Raw genomic sequence first — 15,503 nt, forward strand, 5'->3', positions numbered from 1 at the left:
AGGTGAACCTTATGAGTAACATTGCTGTCACGGGCGCCACGGGATACATTGGCGGGCGTCTGATTCCCATTCTGCTCCAACAAGGTCATGATGTGCGTGTATTGACGCGACGGGCCAATGCCCTACGGGACGTGCCGTGGAGTAATCAGGTCAAAGTGGTTGTCGGTGATCTGGCAGATCCGCACGCGGTGGAAGAACTCTGTGATGGTACGGAGGTTCTGTACTATCTGGCGCATTCCATGAGCGGAAGCCAAGATTTTGGCCCGGTCGAGGAACGCTGCGCGAAGGTCGTAGCAGCCGCAGCGAAGGAAAAAGGGCTCAAGCGGCTGATTTACCTTTCCGGCCTGCACCCACAGGGTCCGCTGAGCAGGCACCTGAGCTCCAGGGTCAAGGTGGGCGAGATTCTAGAATCTAGCTCCATCCCTACCCTGACATTACAGGCAGGGCTGATCATCGGTTCCGGTTCGGCTAGTTTTGAAATGGTCCGGCACCTCACAGACGTGCTTCCTGTAATGCCCGCCCCCAAATGGGTACTCAACCGAGTCCAGCCCATCGCGGTCCGGGACGCCCTGCACTACCTGACCAAAGCCGCTGCACTCCCGCCTGAGGTTTTTGGGCGATTCGATATTGGCGGCCCGGAGGCGCATAGCTATGGAGATCTCATGCGCCTTTATGCTGATGCTGCCCATATTCGGCGTCCCCAGATAGTCCCGTTACCGGTCCTGACGCCGTGGCTGGCCGCACAATGGGTGAACTTGGTAACCCCCATTCCGCGATCCTTGGCCATTCCGCTGGTCGAATCCTTGCAGCATGACTGTGTCATGGAGAACCGTGACATTGACACTATTATTGACCGCCCGGAAGGCGGGCTGATGGACTATTCACAGGCGGTGGAGTTGGCGCTGACCAAGTTGCGGGAGGACACCGTGGAGACGACTTGGGTCACAGCCCACGCGTTGGAAGCTCCTGCGGATCCATTGCCCTCAGATCCTCAATGGACGGGGCATACTGTCCTGACTGACGTGCGCAAACGCGAAACGAAGGCCAGCCCCGCCAGCGTTTTCAAGGTCATTCAAGGCATCGGCGGGGAAACTGGCTATTACTCCCTACCGAGCGCATGGGCACTGCGCGGCATCATGGATAAATTAATGGGCGGAGTCGGGTTGCGCCGTGGCCGGCGTAGCCGCGAGAATCTGGCCCTTGGCGACGCTGTGGATTGGTGGCGGGTTGAGGAGATAGTCCCCAACCAGCTCTTGCGCCTGCGCGCCGAAATGCGAGCCCCGGGGCGTGCTTGGCTGGAATTCTCGGTGGAACCTGCTGGTACCGGAAGCCACTACATCCAGCGCGCTGTGTTCTTCCCCCACGGCCTCGCCGGGCGCCTGTACTGGCTGGCCATTCTCCCCTTTCACGGCCAGATCTTTTCTTCCATGTCCAAGCGCATCACCGCGGCTGCAGAGGAGCTAGAACGCCAGCCGCGGCCTTAAAGAAACTTCCTGCGGTAGGCCACCAAGGCAAAGGTGTACGCCACCATCAGGATGCCCCCGCACCAAGCAAGCGCAACCCAGATGGTGCCACCCACCGGTGCCTGCGCCAGCAGTTCCCGGATCGCTCTAACAATGGAGGTGACAAGCCGATGCTCCGCGAACCACTGGACCGCTCCAGTCATGGACGCAGCGGGCACAAACGCCGAGCTGATGAAGGGCAGAAACATCAGCGGATAGGAAAAAGCGCTGGCACCATCAACTGTTGTTGCGGACAGTCCGGCAAAGACGGCCAGCCACGTCAGAGCCAAGGTAAATAACACCAGAATCCCGGTAATAGCCAGCCAGGCCAATACGCTGGCTCCTGATCTAAAGCCCATGATCAGGGCCACGAGCACCACCACAATAACGGAGACCAGGTTGGCCACCAAGGACGTCGAGACGTGCGCCCACAGGACGGATAGGCGGGCAATCGGCATGGATTGGAAACGCCCAAAGATGCCACCCTTTAAGTCATGGAAGAGCCGGTAAGCGGTGTAGGCCCCACCCGAGGCGATCGGCATGACAGTGGTGGTGATGATGGTGTCCGGGCAGCGGGTGATGTGCCGCAGGGAGCGGCCAAGCAGCACGGGGGCCCCTTGGACAGCAAGTTCCTTCACAGCCGCCCACACTTCCAGGCGTGCCTGCGGGTCAAGGCCCGAGTGGATCTCATCCACGGCGGCGAACTGGCCGGTGAGGCTGATTGACTCGAGTACCTGATTGACTCGTGTACCTGGGCCGGCGCGGTGGTGACGGAAAAGCCATTGACGGCGCCAGCTCCGGCGTCGGGCTTCAACAGGGTGGCAAGGATCTTGATGAGAGTGGTTTTGCCGGCACCGTTGGCGCCAAGCAGGGCGAGAATGCTGCCTGTGGCAACCTCACGGTTGACACCGCGCAACCCCTTCGCGCTCTTGTAAGACTTGTGTATGCCCGCACGTGGATCATGGGGGCCGGGGCGTTCATGGCTCCTGCCCCTGCGCCACCGCCCGCTCGATCGATGTACTCAGCCGGGCCCGCTCCTTCCTGATCCAGCTGCCGCCACCGTAGTTGTCCATAAATAGCTCCGCGAACTCCACAGGATTGGCCCCGAGCACATCGCGGACGGGGGTACCGGCCGCCGCGCTCTGTTCAAGCAGCTCAACCAGGTCATCCAGCATTGCGATGAGAGATTTTCCGTCATTGCTGGGCCCCATGAACATAAGGTAGCGCTCCAGTGCGGCCGCCGCCTGGCGATACCCGCCGGGCAGAGCCTTCACCCGCGCCTTGTAGTCCCGGTACGCCTTCTTTTGCTCCAGCGGTCCGGTAACTTTTTCAATCCAGCTCATGCTTCATTCCTTCCATGGTGGAGCGTCTCGAGCCGCTGCGAGAGGAAGCTCCAGGTTTTCCAAAATTCCGCCAGGTAGTCCCGCCCCTGAGCGTTCAAGGCGTACACCTTGCGTGGCGGCCCTTTCTCGGAGGGCACCTTTTCGACCTCAACCAGGCCGTTTTTTTCAATTCTCACCAAGAGCGCGTAGACGGTTCCCTCGGCAATATCCGTAAAGCCTTGCTCACGTAACCTCGCCGTCATGTCATACCCGTAGGCGGGTTTCACGGCGAGCGTGGCTAAAACAATCCCCTCGAGCGTTCCCTTGAGCATCTCGGTCATTTGCTTGCCCACAGGCAACATCCCCTTGCTACTAAGTAGTATTGACTACCACTACATAGTAACACCAGCTAGTGGGCGCGGAAGGGCTTTTGCTCGCGTTATTTGCCCGCCTTATTTACAGCGCTATTTACCCGCGGGCGACGCCGTCTGCGAACCTACCGCCGCACGCTCACCTGCGCAGGGCGGGCGCGTCTTGCGCCGTCGGGCGCGTCCCGCAGGCAATTGCCTGCTGGTGGGTCAGATAGTGTGGGCAAAACACGGGACAGACCACTATGAGGAGTCCACCATGAGCTGGATGCGTGCCCTGCGAGCCATCATGGCCGCACTGATTTCCTGCCTGCTGATGGCCTCCTGCGCCAGCGAACCACCTACTCCCACGCGGTCCGCCTCGGCCCAGTCCACGCCCACACAGTCCACGCCCACACAGCCCGCACCTTGGGGCCGTGTTTCACAGGTGGCGTCAGGACTGGAAGCACCCTGGTCCATTACGTTTCTGGACGGCGCCGCTCTGGTCAGCGAACGGGACAGCGGACGTATTATGGAACTCTCCGCCGACGGCACACCACGCACCATCGGCACTGTCCCTGGAGTGCTGCACGGGGGCGAGGGTGGCTTGCTCGGTTTGACGGTTGATCCCCAGAACCGCTTATACGCATACTCCACGGGCGCGGGAGGCAACCGCATCCAACGCTTCGCGGTCACAGGCACGGCAGGGTCGCTGGCACTGGGCGCGCCGCAGAGCCTCCTCGAGGGGATCCCAGCAGCCGGGAATCACAACGGCGGCCGCCTCGCCTTTGGTCCGGATGGGCTCCTTTATGCAACTACTGGGGACGCCGGCCAACGCTCACTGGCCCAGAATCTTCACTCGCTGGGCGGCAAGATCCTGCGGATGAGCCCCGACGGCGGTGTGCCTCCAGATAATCCCTTTCCCGGCTCCTACGTGTACAGCTACGGGCACCGCAACCCGCAGGGCCTGGCGTGGACAGAGGATGGGACGTTATTCGCCACAGAATTCGGCCAAAACACGTGGGATGAGCTCAATATCATCACTGCAGGGAACAATTATGGCTGGCCCACAGTGGAAGGAATCGCCAGGACTGAAGCGTTCACCGATCCAGTGCAGCAGTGGCGCCCCGAGGAGGCGAGCCCCAGCGGCATCGCCTACGCCAACGGCGCACTGTACGTTGCCAATTTACGCGGGGAGGTGCTGCGCAGGATCCCCGCTACTGATCCCACAACGGCCAAGGATTGGTTTACCGGTAAGTATGGACGCATCCGGGACAGCGCCCTGGCCCCGGACGGTTCCCTGTGGCTGCTGACCAACAATACCGACGGCCGAGGCAATCCGGGACAGGGCGACGACAGAATCATTGCGCTGAACCTCAACGGGGCTAGTGAAAAATGAAATATCTGAAGGTAGAGCCATTTTCTCCCAGAAAGGTGCAGCCGTTGACCTGCGGTTCTGTGGTTCTACGGTTCTACGGTTCTGCGGTTGTACGGAGCAGGGTTGAATTCTCTGGCGAACGGTCATTACCGTTCCGGGACCTCACCCCATAGCCAGCTACAGCCTGACGCTTCCCTCAACGCAGCTCGTGACATGGCCACCCACCCAGATTGCCCCGTCATTGAGGCTCACATGCACTCGGCCCTGGCGCCCCAGTACCGTTCCCTGCGACGCAACGTAATGGTTGGCTGCTGCCCCGGTGTCGATCATCCAGCGGGCCAGGCCAGCATTGAGGCTTCCGGTTACGGGGTCCTCCCATACGGGATCTTCTCCGATGAAGGCACGTACTTCGAACTGGGATTCTTCCCCGGGTCCGTAGGGGCCCACCACTCCTATCTCAAGATCACCGGCCTTCCCCGGATCGGGCCGTAGACCAAGAACTTCCCGCGCCGAGGACAAGCGGACACCAATCCACTGGGGGCCATTGACCAGCCACGAAGCATCAATGATTTTGCCCCTGGAGATACCTAGGATCGTTGCTACTCGGTGAACGAGCATCTCATCTACGGGCCCGTACCGAGTGAGCGGCGGCGCCTCAAAAGCGATTCGACCATCCGCGACTCGGACGGGGATCAAGCCTGCTGCACATTCCTGCACGAGCATGCCGCCACTCCGTGGTGAGCCACCGGCCTCCAGCCATGCTTTGGCGGATCCAAGCGTTGGATGGCCGGCAAAGGGAAGCTCTTCCCTGGCTGAGAAGATCCTCACCCGGTAGTCGGCCTGCGGAACGCTTGGGGCGAGAATAAACGTTGTTTCAGACAGATTTGTCCAAGTGGCGAAGCGCTGCATCTCCTCGGCACTCAAACCATCGGCATCGTGAACAACCGCTAACGCATTGCCCCGATACGCCTCTTCGGAGAAGACATCCTCTTCACTGTATCGGCGCATTTTCATGACGCCAATGTAGCAGGATCTGGCCGCCTCGCCCCAGTCTTTGAGGGCGAAAGACGGCGAGATTGACCCCGTCGGTTAAACCAGGCCACAGCGTAAGGATAGTCACTTTTTCACAAACCACTCCGCAGTGGACACGCTCAACACATTTGGAGTACATCCAGTGACACATCGAGTCACACGGCGCCCATCAAGAGACATCCCTTGACATCAAGTTATGCGTGCCTTGTACTGGAACAAAAGAAACAGGTGGGTAACATTCATCCATTGTTATCGATCACATATTATCGGTCCGCCCACAGGCAACCTGGCCTCGAACTATCACGCTCAACACTTAGCTCTCTTTGACGAGGAGTCCTCTAGATGATTTGGCCCAAATAGTACTTCCGGTCCGCCTCTGCGTGCTGGGCGAGCTTAGGCACGCCGCGCCCAGCACAGCCAAGCCCAGCCCAGCACAGCAGGCCATCCAACAGGGCCAACAGTTCCAGTAGGGCCAGCGGGCAACCGGGCAACCGGGCAACGTCAGGCAGATTTACTCGCCTGAGATCTTGAGCCCCGCCAGGAAAATCCCCAGGCCAAAGTCAAAGGCCGCGTCGGCGTCGTGGTCCGGTTCTTCCAGAAGGCCCGCGCGGACAAGCCCCGCCCGGGTCTGTTCCTGCGTAACGGCACCAATAATGTAGTGAATGAGCGCCTCGGCAGCCCACTGATCTGCAGGCGCAGACATTCCTTGCACGGCCATCAAGGCACGCACCGCAAGCAGCGGCGAATCGGCGTGTGGCACCAGCACCTGAGCCAATGCCACCACCTCAGCGCCGTCGCGCACCGATAATAACGCTGTACGAATAGCCATGGCCAGCTCCCGCAGAGACGCCGGCTCACCAACCGTGTCCAGGATCATTCCGGCCAGAACGGTCAGCAGTTCCTGCTTGTTTTTGATATGCCAGTACAAGGCTCCTGGCTGCACCTGGAGATCGCGCGCCAAACGGCGCATGGAGAGGTCGGCCAGCCCGTATTCGCGCAGAATTCCCATGGCCGCCGCTACTATCTGCTCGCGTGTCAACGCCATGGAATGAGTGTCCTTATCAAGAGTGCCCGGATACCCCAACGGCACCCGTCCCATCTTCCCCCATGCCCCCCGCCTATCCTCATTCGCATCCCAGCTGCGAGCGCCTCAATTGACAGGGGCACCCTCAACACACAAACTTGAACGGTGTTCAATTACTTTGATGACCTAGCCACCCGCCAGCTGAGCGGCGCCACCTTGACCCACCATGAGGCCCTTGCCATCCTCGAATCCACCGACGAGCAACTGCTGGAAGTGGTGGCTGCTGCTGCACGGCTGCGCCGGACCCATTTCAGCAACACGGTCAAGGTCAACTACCTCGTAAACTTGAAATCCGGCCTATGCCCGGAGGACTGCACGTACTGTTCCCAGCGGCTGGGCTCGGCCGCGCAAATCCTTAAATACACGTGGTTGAAGCCGGAAGACGCCGTGGCCCAAGCCGCTACCGGAATTCGTGCCGGCGCCTCCCGGGTGTGCATGGTGGCCAGCGGCAAGGGCCCCACCGACCGTGACGTGGACCGTGTGGCCGGGATGGTCACAGAACTCAAGGACCAGCACCCGGACGTGGAGGTCTGCGCGTGCTTGGGCATTCTCAAGGACGGCCAGGCCGGACGCTTGAAGGCGGCCGGAGTAGACGCCTACAACCACAACCTGAACACCAGCGAATCCATGTACGCAAAGATTTGCTCCACCCATGAATTCTCCGACCGCGTACAAACGGTGGAGCATGCCAAGGCCGCTGGCCTCTCCCCCTGCTCCGGCATCATCGTAGGCATGGGGGAAAGCCACGAGGATCTCATTGATGCCGTCTTCGCCCTCCGCGAGCTGGGCAGCGACTCCATCCCCGTCAACTTCCTCATGCCCTTTGACGGCACCCCGCTGGAAGGCACCTGGCTCCTGAGACCCGCAGCCTGCATGCGCGTTCTGGCCCTTGTCCGCTTCGCCTGCCCCAGCACTGAGCTACGCATGGCTGGCGGTCGCGAAATGCACCTGCGCACGCTCCAGCCGCTCGCCCTCCATGTGGCCAACTCGCTGTTCCTGGGTGACTACCTCACCAGCGAGGGCCAGGCCGGGCAGGCCGATCTGGACATGATCGCGGACAACGGCTTCGTGGTCCTGGGCAGTCCGGAAGCCGCCACCCAGCAGGGGTGCGGGAGCCAGTCTTCCGGTGGTTGCGGTTGCCACGGCACGCACGACGCCGAGACCTCCTCCGGCGCCAATCCCACCATCCGCCGCCGGGGAGCAGGCACCGCGCTGGCGCCCAATGCCTGAGGCCTCCCTGATTGAGCGTGACCGCGGCTTGTTGTGGCACCCCTATGCGCCACTGGACGGGCACCCGCCGTACGCGGTACATGGGGCAAACGGCACAAAGCTGAGCCTCACGGGTTCAGATGGCCGCAGCTTTGAGGCATTAGATGCCATGAGTTCGTGGTGGTCGGCCATCCACGGCTACCAGAACCCAACACTCGACGCGGCCTTGGTGGAACAGAGTGGACGGTTTAGCCACGTCATGTTTGGCGGGCTGACCCACGAACCTGCTGTCCGGCTCGCCGAACAGCTGACAGAGATGACAGGTCTGGACCATGTGTTCTTTGCCGATTCCGGCTCCGTATCGGTGGAAGTGGCGCTGAAACTGGCCGTGCAATACCAGCTGGGACAGCACCAGTTGGGGCGCGGCCGGCCCGGCCGCAACCGCTTCCTGGCCCTGCGTGGCGGTTACCATGGTGACACCTTTGCCGCCATGGGCGTGTGCGATCCCGTGGATGGCATGCATTCCGCGTTTCCGGCCAATATTGCGCAGCAACTGTTTCTGCCCCGCCCGCCCGCAGCACACCTTGTCAACGGAACGCTCGTCTCCGATGCGGAGTCCGTGTCCCGGTGGATTGCCGTACTCGAGGAGACGGTGCGCAGCCATAGCAACGAGCTGGCAGCCATCATTGTTGAGCCAGTGGTTCAGGGGGCCGGAGGCATGTTCTTCTATGCCCCGGAGGCTCTGACGGCCGCACGCCGCGTGGCGAATGAGCACGGGCTGCTGTTGATTGTTGATGAAATTGCCACCGGCTTTGGCCGGACCGGGAAGCTGTTTGCCTCCCAATGGGCAGATGTTGCCCCGGACATCATGTGCGTGGGCAAGGCTCTGACAGGGGGCTACCTGAGCCTGGCTGCCATGTTGTGTTCGGCACGCGTGGCCGCCGTGGTCACCGAATCACCACTGCGGGCGCTGCTGCACGGGCCCACGTTCATGGCCAACCCCCTCGCGTGTGCTGTTGCGTGCGCATCCATGGACCTGTTGGCGGAAGGGACCTGGCAGCAGCAAGTTGCTGGAATTCAGCAGAGTCTGGAACAAGCACTGGCACCGGCCATGGAGCTGGAATCTGTGCGCGAGGTGCGGGTCTTGGGTGCCGTGGGCGTTGTGGAACTGCATTTTCCCGTGGACGTGCCGGCTGTGACAGCGGCTGCCCTGGACCATGGTGTGTGGGTCAGGCCGTTCCGGAACCTCATTTACACCATGCCGCCGTTCATCATCACACCCCACGAAGTGGCTACCATTGGCGCAGGCATCTGCGCCGCAGCGTCCCAGGTGCACGGCTAATGGCGGGTGCACCAACTACCGCAGCACCAACAGCCTGCCCGCAAACTGCCATGGACGTCTGGCTCCATTCTCGCGCCGAGGTCCGGGAACGGCGCGGGCTGCAGCGTGGCGCAACCCCGCAAGGCGCAGTCATTGACCTAGCCTCCAACGATTATCTGGGTCTCTCCGCCGATCCGCGCGTCATTGAGGCGGCCGTCCAGGCACTGCACGATCACGGTGCCGGGGCCCGCGCTTCCCGCGTGGTGTGCGGCACCAATCAGGCTCACCAGTACCTCGAGGAGCAATTGTGCCTGCTCACGGGCCATGACTCGGCACTGGCATTTTCCAGCGGCTACACCGCCAACCTGGGCGTGCTCGCGGCGTTGGGCGGCCCGGGAACCCTGATGATCTTTGACGCCCACGTCCACGCTTCCCTGCGTGACGGGATCAAGCTCTCCCGCTCCCCCGCGGTGGAGGTGCCCCACAATGACCTGAACGCGATTGCCGCCGCACTGGCCGGGCGCACTCAGCCGAGGGCCGTCGTCGTGCTTGAATCCATTTATTCAGTCTTGGGGGACGCGGCAGATCTTGCGGCCGCTGCCGCGCTGTGCGCCACGTACGACGCCCTGCTTTTGGTGGATGAGGCGCACGGGATTGGTGTTGCCGGCGGCGGGCGGGGGGCTGTTGCTGCGGCGGGGTTGGCCGGGGCGGGCCATGTTGCCGCGACTGCCACCTTATCCAAGGCACTCGGCTCCCAGGGCGGGGCCGTGCTGGGATCGGCCCTGTTGCGCGAGCATCTGGTGAACACGGCCCGGACGTTCATTTTTGATACCGCGTTGGCACCTGCGGCAGCTGCTGCGGGCGCACGTGCTGCCGCCATTGTCCGGGAGGAGCCCGGGCTGGCCGCCGCACTGCTGCGCAATGCAGAGGTTTTGGCGCGGCGTTGCGGGGTGGCCCCGTCAGCCGGAGCCGTGCAGTCGGTCCCTGTTGGGTCCGCGGCACTGGCTGCCGAAATCACCACGGAGCTGCGGTTGGAGGGGGTGTCGGTGGGCTGTTTCCGTCCGCCCAGCGTGCCCGACGGTGTGTCCCGGCTCAGGCTCACGGCCCGCGCCAACCTCACGGCCCAGGAGCTCGACACCGGCATCACTGCCCTGACCCGGGTCCTGGCTGCGGCCAACAATGCCGCCGAAAACAGTGTCACTGAAAGCAGTGCCATGGCAAGCATCAACCACGGAAAAGCGAGTAATCCGGCATGAGTTATTTAGTCATTGGCGAGCCCGCCCAGGTCAAGGAGGTCATGGCCCGCACGGACGACTTCGCGCCTACGAATGCGCTGACGTCGGTGGTGCCGCTGGCTCCTGCCACCCTGCGCATTCTCAGCAAGGCGCGTTTTGCGCTGCCACCCGTATTGGCCTCCGCCACAGGCGCCCAGCACCGCGCCGTGCGCACCATGGTGGGGAAATTTTTCACCCCGGCCAAGGTGGCGGCGATCGAGCCGCGCGTGCGCGAACTCTCGCAGCAGCGCCTGGCTGCCGCGAAGCTTGAACTTGCGCACGGTCCGCTGGATCTGGGCGATGCCGTGGGCCGGCACATTCCACCCTTGGTCATGGCCGAGCTGACGGACCAACCCACCCCGGACTTGGACCTGTTGAACCGCTGGAGCAGGGACTCCCTGGAGCTGTTCTGGGGCTGGCCCGATCCCGAGCGGCAGGTGGAACTGGCCCACAGTGCGGCCGAGTTCTATGTGTGGCTGCGCCAGGAAGTTGCGGCAGCCAAGGGCACGGCATCGCTGTTTGGTGTTTTGGATGCTGCCGGGCTCACGAGCGCTCAAGTCTGTTCGCTGGGCTATTTCCTCGTCATTGCGGGCCAGGAAACCACCTCGTTACTGATCAATACGGCGCTTTACCGCGGGCTGGAACTCGGGCAAGTAGCGGGAGGGTGGGCATCGCTCGCGGACCCGGAGGCCGCCCGCGCCCATATCAAGGCCGTGTTGGCCACGGAATCCTCCGTCCACACGTGGCGGCGGGCTGCCCTGCATGACACCGAACTACAGGGCACCGCCATCCCGTCCGGGGCCGAGATCCTGCTGGAGCTGACAGGCCAACACCCTGAGAACGCGGCTGCTTCGGCGTTCTCGTTGGCGTTCGGGTACGGCCTGCACCGCTGTCTGGGCGCCAAACTGGCCGAGCTGGAAACCGCACTGGTGGTGGAGGAAACGGCCCGAGCCCTGCCCGGCCTCATGCCCGCGGGAGATCCGCCGCAGTGGCTGCGGTTGCTCTCATTCCAGGCACCGCTGACGGTGCACGCCACTCAACCTCACTAAATCACGCCTATTTATAGGTATCCGGAAAGGAACCCCATGAGCGAATCCACCATCAGCTATGTCACCGGCACCGACACGGACGTGGGAAAGACAATAACGACGGCGGCACTCGCCGCAGCGCTGACAGCGGACGGTGACACTGTGGCCGTGTACAAGCCGACGCAGACGGGTGTCTCCTGCGACGACCCCGCAGACATGGCCGAGGTGGCCCGGCTCAGCGGCGTGAAAAACGTCCACGAGGGCATTCGGCTGAGGTATCCCATGGCCCCGGATGCGGCTGCACTGCGTGAAAACCGGGACCTTCCCTCCCTGGCCGACCATGCCGCACGCATCCTCGAGCTGGCGGCAAGCCACGACCATGTCCTCGTTGAAGGGGCTGGCGGACTGCTTGTGACCCTGGACGGACAGGGCAATACCATTGCCGAACTGGCTGCCCTGGTTGACCAGAGAGTTGTTGAGCGTGCTGCAGCCCAGGGATCTGACGCGCTCACCATCCGGACGGCGTTCGTGGTGGTGTGCCGCAGCGCCTTGGGGACGTTGAACCATACGGGGCTCACGTTGGAAGCCCTGCACCACAGGGGTGTGGCTGCGCCCGCATTGGTGATTGGTGCGTGGCCCGCGGCGCCGTCGTACGTGGAAGTGAGCAATCTGGATTCGCTGCAGGGGCAGGGAGTGAACTTCCTGGGCACCCTGCCAGCCGGCGCAGCCCAACTGGCACCGGAGACGTTCCGCGCCCAGGCCTCAGAATGGCTCAAACTGCCGAATTGGTCCTAGGGACAGTCGCAGGCGGCGGTGGCGGGAAATCGAGCGTATCCCTGACAGGGGGCTGCCAGAGTCGCGAGCTAGAATCGAGAGGCTCAGGGCCCGCTCCACCGCACCAGAAGGAAACCATCAGCAATGCCAGCCCGCCACGAATTGCCGCTCGAGACCCTCAAGATGTTCCGCACCGGCATTGCCCGGTTCATGCTCTCCTACCAATTCGGCATTGACGAGATGATGACAAAAATCAACATCCTGAAGTCTGAATTTGAGCATCTGCATGACTACAGCCCCATTGAGCACGTCAGTTCACGGCTGAAGACGCCTGAGAGCATTTTGGCAAAGATCAGCCGCGATGGGATGGAGCCCTCGTTCGCTGCTATCAGCGGGGACATCCACGACATTGCGGGCATTCGCATCACGTGCAGCTTCATCTCCGACGTCTACCGTGTGGCGGAGATGATTTCCTCCCAGCGGGACGTGACCGTCTTGCGGGTGAAGGACTACATTGCCTCCCCTAAAGCAAATGGGTACAAGAGCCTGCACCTGATTGTGTCCGTCCCGGTCTTCCTATCCGCCTCCGTTGAAACGGTGAGCGTGGAGATCCAGATCCGCACCATCGCCATGGACTTTTGGGCGAGCTTGGAACACAAAATTTATTACAAGTTCGACGAGGAAATTCCCGCGGCCCTGCTGCAGGAACTCCAGGACGCTGCCCGGGTGGCCAACAACCTGGACGTCAAGATGGAACGGATCCATGAGGAGGTCCTGGCCGTACGGCACAAGTCCACAGAAACGGACGAGGTCAGCGACTAGCCCTCGGCGTGCTCGCGGTTGCGAGGTGATCGCGGTTGCGGCTCAACGATCGTCCTACTTTCCGCCAAACAGCCTGCTGAACCAGCCGCCGGAGCTGGCCTTGGGGGCCGCAGATTTCGGTGCCGCAGATTTGGGCGCATTGCGGTCACAGGAGCAGCGCTCCGCTTTGGGGATATGGCGCATCACCTCATCAACGTGGTTGCCGCAGCCGGCCCAGGTGGTCTTGTTGCAGCTCTTGCAGTTCACGGCGCGGCACATGCGGTTTCTCCTCATTCCTAGATACCCCTGTGGGTATCTCCAACTCATACTTTACATACCCCCTAGGGTATTATGTCAAGTCCACCTGAAAGAACCAAGGAGTGCCAAGCAGCTGTCAGGGGAAGACTCAAAGCCCATCATCAACCGTCCCGCCGTGCCAAGGGCCGGCTGGCGGGCGTCATTAAGATGCTTGAGGAAGGGCGCGACTGCGAAGACATCGTGATGCAGATGGCCGCCGTCGGCAAGGCTCTGGATCGGGCAGGCTTCGGACTGGTCGCGGGCAGCCTGAAGGAATGCCTCGCCTCAGGGGAAAGTCAGGACCTGGACAGCGGAAAGCTGGAGAAACTGTTCCTGTCCCTGGCCTAAATGGGGCCAGCCTGGCTGCGCCTCACTGCCCCGCGGCCCGGAACATGGCCGCCCTGAAACATCCGCTACCGCTCCCCCATTCCGCGCCCGCTAGACCGGGCGCATTTAGGGGAGGCGGGCGCGGATCTTGTTGACGCAGGCGGGGACGGGTGCGCGCCAGCGCTGGAATGCCCGACGGCGGGCACGCCAGCAAAGCGGCAACGCTCGCCTTGGTATCGGGATTGGGCAGGCTTCCGGTACATGTCAGCGCCGACATTGAAAACGGCTACTCCGACGACCCCGAGGAAGTTGCTCGATTCGTGGCCAAGCTGTCAGCACTCGGCGTGGACGGGGTGAACTTGGAGGACAGTACGGACGGGCATTTGGTGAACCCGGCGCTCTCAGCGGCAAAGATTGCGGCGTTAAAGCACAGCACCCCCGACGTGTTTCTCAACGCCCGAGTGGACAACTATTGGTTTGCCAAGAACGCCACTGTCGAGGCTGTGCTGCTCCGTGCCCGAGCTTACGCCGATGCCGGCGCGAACGGGATCTTCGTCCTTGGCTTGTCCGCCGCGGACGATATCCGCAGCATCGCCGCAGGAATCGAACATCCCCTGAACGTCCTTGCGCACGCAACCCTGACGGTGGCCGAACTGGAGCGGCTCGGCGTCCGCCGCGTCAACTCAGATTCTCTTCCTTACCGCGTTTCCGTGGATGCCGCCGTCAACGTGGTGGGCGACCTGCGCGACGTCACACCGGTTCCCGCCGCAACGCCGTACTGGGATATGCAGGCCATGCTGGTGGAGTTCCACAATGGGTGACCGGTACGTTCCGGACTAGGGCCCGGCTTAGGGTTGGATTTCGAGCCTGAACGCACCGAAGCTGTGGCTGAGCAGACCATTCAGTGACGTTTTCCCGCCACTCTCATAGCAACCCCGTCAGCACCCCGCCGTCCGCGCGCACGACGGCGCCATTCGTCGCCGAAGCCTTGGGGCTGGCAAGGAATGCTGCCATGTTCGCGATCTCCGCAGGTGCTATGAACCGCTCCAGCAGTGAGGTGGGCGTCCCGGCCATGATCGCAGCCTTCAGAGCATCGGCGGTAATCCCCTGCTGCTGAGCCAACGACTCCACCGTCTCCGCCACGCCATCGGAATAGGTAGGCCCGCCCAGCACGGAATTCACTGTGACTGCCGTGCCACGGGTGAGCTTTGCAAGCCCGTTTCCCAGGGCCAACATCGCTGCCTTTGTAGCACCGTAATGAATCATGTCCGCCGGCACGTTCACGCCAGATTCGCTGCTCACAAAGATGATTCTGCCCCAGGCGCGGTTCAGCATCGCTGGCATCACGTGCCGAGCCAGCCGCACTCCGCTGAGCACGTTGACCTCGAAGTAGAGCTGCCAGTCGTCGTCGGAAATGTCAGTGAAAGGTTTCAGCTCAAAGAGGCCCACGTTGTTCACTAGGATGTCCACACTACCCAGTTCCTGACACAGCTGTGCTACCTGAGCGGGGTCGGCAAAATCGGTAGCCGCCCCGGAAACCAAAGCTCCGGGCACCTCGAGTTCTAGGCTCCGGACCGATTCTGCTAGCTTTTCCGGATCCCGGCCGTTGAGCACTACCGCTGCACCCTCCCGAGCCAGTGCCTTCGCAATCGCGTAACCGATCCCCTGGCTCGATCCACTGATGAACGCCTTCTTGCCTGTGAGTTCCAGATCCATGTATTTCCCTTGCTGTTGAGTTCAGCCATAGCGGCCACGTCCCGCACCGGCGGTTCCGGCGCAGCACCATCTTGAGAATCCCATGGACGGA

17 protein-coding genes and 1 pseudogene are annotated in these 15,503 nt (G+C 62.2%); 10 read left to right on the plus strand and 8 right to left on the minus strand.

Annotated elements, in window-relative coordinates; translation table 11 throughout:
* The first annotated feature begins 11 nt into the window (after window positions 1-11).
* Entirely contained in the window at window positions 12-1,484 is a 1,473-nt protein-coding gene (locus tag ABIB48_RS14250; RefSeq protein WP_315914874.1) for an SDR family oxidoreductase, read from the plus strand.
* Here the strand turns inward: ABIB48_RS14250 and ABIB48_RS14255 are convergent.
* The 4 genes and pseudogenes from ABIB48_RS14255 to ABIB48_RS14270 form a co-directional block, all read right to left on the minus strand.
* The gene (locus ABIB48_RS14255; protein WP_354213462.1) at window positions 1,481-2,110 is read right to left on the minus strand and encodes an ABC transporter permease; all 630 of its coding nucleotides are present in this window, start codon (window positions 2,108-2,110) and stop codon (window positions 1,481-1,483) included. The genes ABIB48_RS14250 and ABIB48_RS14255 overlap by 4 nt on opposite strands.
* A pseudogene (locus ABIB48_RS14260) lies at window positions 2,102-2,448 on the minus strand (ATP-binding cassette domain-containing protein); the annotation flags it as partial. The pseudogene ABIB48_RS14260 and the gene ABIB48_RS14255, both read right to left, overlap by 9 nt.
* Window positions 2,449-2,479: 31 nt before the next feature.
* Entirely contained in the window at window positions 2,480-2,845 is a 366-nt protein-coding gene (locus ABIB48_RS14265) for a DUF1048 domain-containing protein (RefSeq protein ID WP_110107143.1), read from the minus strand.
* The gene (locus ABIB48_RS14270; protein ID WP_110107189.1) at window positions 2,842-3,177 is read right to left on the minus strand and encodes a PadR family transcriptional regulator; all 336 of its coding nucleotides are present in this window, start codon (window positions 3,175-3,177) and stop codon (window positions 2,842-2,844) included. Before ABIB48_RS14270 ends, ABIB48_RS14265 begins: the two co-directional genes overlap by 4 nt.
* A gap of 274 nt (window positions 3,178-3,451) precedes the next feature.
* Between ABIB48_RS14270 and ABIB48_RS14275 the strand changes: the two genes are divergently transcribed.
* Window positions 3,452-4,570 (plus strand): PQQ-dependent sugar dehydrogenase, encoded by a 1,119-nt coding sequence (locus ABIB48_RS14275; protein WP_354213413.1) that lies wholly within the window; start codon window positions 3,452-3,454, stop codon window positions 4,568-4,570.
* A 156-nt stretch (window positions 4,571-4,726) separates the two neighbouring features.
* On the opposite strand, the gene ABIB48_RS14280 is transcribed toward ABIB48_RS14275, so the two are convergent.
* Complete coding sequence (locus tag ABIB48_RS14280; protein ID WP_354213414.1) at window positions 4,727-5,563, minus strand: PhzF family phenazine biosynthesis protein; 837 nt, start codon at window positions 5,561-5,563, stop codon at window positions 4,727-4,729.
* 529 nt (window positions 5,564-6,092) lie between these two features.
* Window positions 6,093-6,626, minus strand: coding sequence for a TetR family transcriptional regulator (locus tag ABIB48_RS14285; protein ID WP_354213415.1), 534 nt, complete (start codon window positions 6,624-6,626; stop codon window positions 6,093-6,095).
* Between the two features lie 144 nt (window positions 6,627-6,770).
* Here ABIB48_RS14285 and bioB point away from each other — a divergent pair, with 144 nt between their 5' ends.
* From bioB to ABIB48_RS14315, 6 genes are all read left to right on the plus strand, one after another.
* The gene (gene bioB / locus ABIB48_RS14290; protein ID WP_354213416.1) at window positions 6,771-7,895 is read left to right on the plus strand and encodes a biotin synthase BioB; all 1,125 of its coding nucleotides are present in this window, start codon (window positions 6,771-6,773) and stop codon (window positions 7,893-7,895) included.
* Entirely contained in the window at window positions 7,888-9,216 is a 1,329-nt protein-coding gene (locus tag ABIB48_RS14295; protein WP_354213417.1) for an adenosylmethionine--8-amino-7-oxononanoate transaminase, read from the plus strand. Before bioB ends, ABIB48_RS14295 begins: the two co-directional genes overlap by 8 nt.
* On the plus strand, window positions 9,216-10,451 hold the full coding sequence (locus ABIB48_RS14300) for an aminotransferase class I/II-fold pyridoxal phosphate-dependent enzyme (protein ID WP_354213418.1): 1,236 nt from the start codon (window positions 9,216-9,218) through the stop codon (window positions 10,449-10,451). Before ABIB48_RS14295 ends, ABIB48_RS14300 begins: the two co-directional genes overlap by 1 nt.
* Complete coding sequence (locus ABIB48_RS14305; RefSeq protein WP_110107147.1) at window positions 10,448-11,518, plus strand: cytochrome P450 family protein; 1,071 nt, start codon at window positions 10,448-10,450, stop codon at window positions 11,516-11,518. Before ABIB48_RS14300 ends, ABIB48_RS14305 begins: the two co-directional genes overlap by 4 nt.
* Before the next feature lie 36 nt (window positions 11,519-11,554).
* Window positions 11,555-12,292 carry a dethiobiotin synthase gene (gene bioD, locus ABIB48_RS14310; RefSeq protein WP_110107148.1) on the plus strand — a complete coding sequence of 246 codons (738 nt, stop codon included), beginning with the start codon at window positions 11,555-11,557 and terminating at the stop codon, window positions 12,290-12,292.
* Between the two features lie 123 nt (window positions 12,293-12,415).
* On the plus strand, window positions 12,416-13,093 hold the full coding sequence (locus ABIB48_RS14315; protein WP_110107149.1) for a GTP pyrophosphokinase: 678 nt from the start codon (window positions 12,416-12,418) through the stop codon (window positions 13,091-13,093).
* Between the two features lie 54 nt (window positions 13,094-13,147).
* Here ABIB48_RS14315 and ABIB48_RS14320 read toward each other — a convergent pair whose 3' ends face one another.
* The gene (locus ABIB48_RS14320) at window positions 13,148-13,351 is read right to left on the minus strand and encodes a DUF8730 family Cys-rich protein (RefSeq protein WP_315914884.1); all 204 of its coding nucleotides are present in this window, start codon (window positions 13,349-13,351) and stop codon (window positions 13,148-13,150) included.
* 72 nt (window positions 13,352-13,423) lie between these two features.
* On the opposite strand from ABIB48_RS14320, the gene ABIB48_RS14325 reads away from it, so the two are divergent.
* On the plus strand, window positions 13,424-13,717 hold the full coding sequence (locus ABIB48_RS14325) for a metal-sensitive transcriptional regulator (protein WP_110107151.1): 294 nt from the start codon (window positions 13,424-13,426) through the stop codon (window positions 13,715-13,717).
* Between the two features lie 149 nt (window positions 13,718-13,866).
* A complete protein-coding gene (locus tag ABIB48_RS14330; protein ID WP_354213419.1) occupies window positions 13,867-14,517 on the plus strand; it encodes an isocitrate lyase/PEP mutase family protein in 651 nt (216 codons plus the stop codon).
* 103 nt (window positions 14,518-14,620) lie between these two features.
* Here the strand turns inward: ABIB48_RS14330 and ABIB48_RS14335 are convergent, their stop codons facing one another.
* Complete coding sequence (locus tag ABIB48_RS14335; protein ID WP_354213421.1) at window positions 14,621-15,412, minus strand: SDR family NAD(P)-dependent oxidoreductase; 792 nt, start codon at window positions 15,410-15,412, stop codon at window positions 14,621-14,623.
* Window positions 15,413-15,503 lie beyond the last annotated feature (91 nt).

Source organism: Arthrobacter sp. UYCu511 (assembly GCF_040547105.1).
Taxonomy (GTDB): Bacteria; Actinomycetota; Actinomycetes; order Actinomycetales; family Micrococcaceae; genus Specibacter; species Specibacter psychrochitiniphilus.

Coding starts and splice junctions, on each gene's coding strand:
- ABIB48_RS14250 (WP_315914874.1), top strand. CDS start 12: ATGAGTAACATTGCTGTCACGGGCGCCACGGGATACATTGGCGGGCGT.
- ABIB48_RS14265 (WP_110107143.1), bottom strand. CDS start 2,845: ATGAGCTGGATTGAAAAAGTTACCGGACCGCTGGAGCAAAAGAAGGCG.
- ABIB48_RS14275 (WP_354213413.1), top strand. CDS start 3,452: ATGAGCTGGATGCGTGCCCTGCGAGCCATCATGGCCGCACTGATTTCC.
- ABIB48_RS14280 (WP_354213414.1), bottom strand. CDS start 5,563: ATGAAAATGCGCCGATACAGTGAAGAGGATGTCTTCTCCGAAGAGGCG.
- ABIB48_RS14285 (WP_354213415.1), bottom strand. CDS start 6,626: ATGGCGTTGACACGCGAGCAGATAGTAGCGGCGGCCATGGGAATTCTG.
- ABIB48_RS14295 (WP_354213417.1), top strand. CDS start 7,888: ATGCCTGAGGCCTCCCTGATTGAGCGTGACCGCGGCTTGTTGTGGCAC.
- ABIB48_RS14300 (WP_354213418.1), top strand. CDS start 9,216: ATGGCGGGTGCACCAACTACCGCAGCACCAACAGCCTGCCCGCAAACT.
- ABIB48_RS14305 (WP_110107147.1), top strand. CDS start 10,448: ATGAGTTATTTAGTCATTGGCGAGCCCGCCCAGGTCAAGGAGGTCATG.
- bioD (WP_110107148.1), top strand. CDS start 11,555: ATGAGCGAATCCACCATCAGCTATGTCACCGGCACCGACACGGACGTG.
- ABIB48_RS14315 (WP_110107149.1), top strand. CDS start 12,416: ATGCCAGCCCGCCACGAATTGCCGCTCGAGACCCTCAAGATGTTCCGC.
- ABIB48_RS14320 (WP_315914884.1), bottom strand. CDS start 13,351: ATGTGCCGCGCCGTGAACTGCAAGAGCTGCAACAAGACCACCTGGGCC.
- ABIB48_RS14325 (WP_110107151.1), top strand. CDS start 13,424: ATGTCAAGTCCACCTGAAAGAACCAAGGAGTGCCAAGCAGCTGTCAGG.
- ABIB48_RS14335 (WP_354213421.1), bottom strand. CDS start 15,412: ATGGATCTGGAACTCACAGGCAAGAAGGCGTTCATCAGTGGATCGAGC.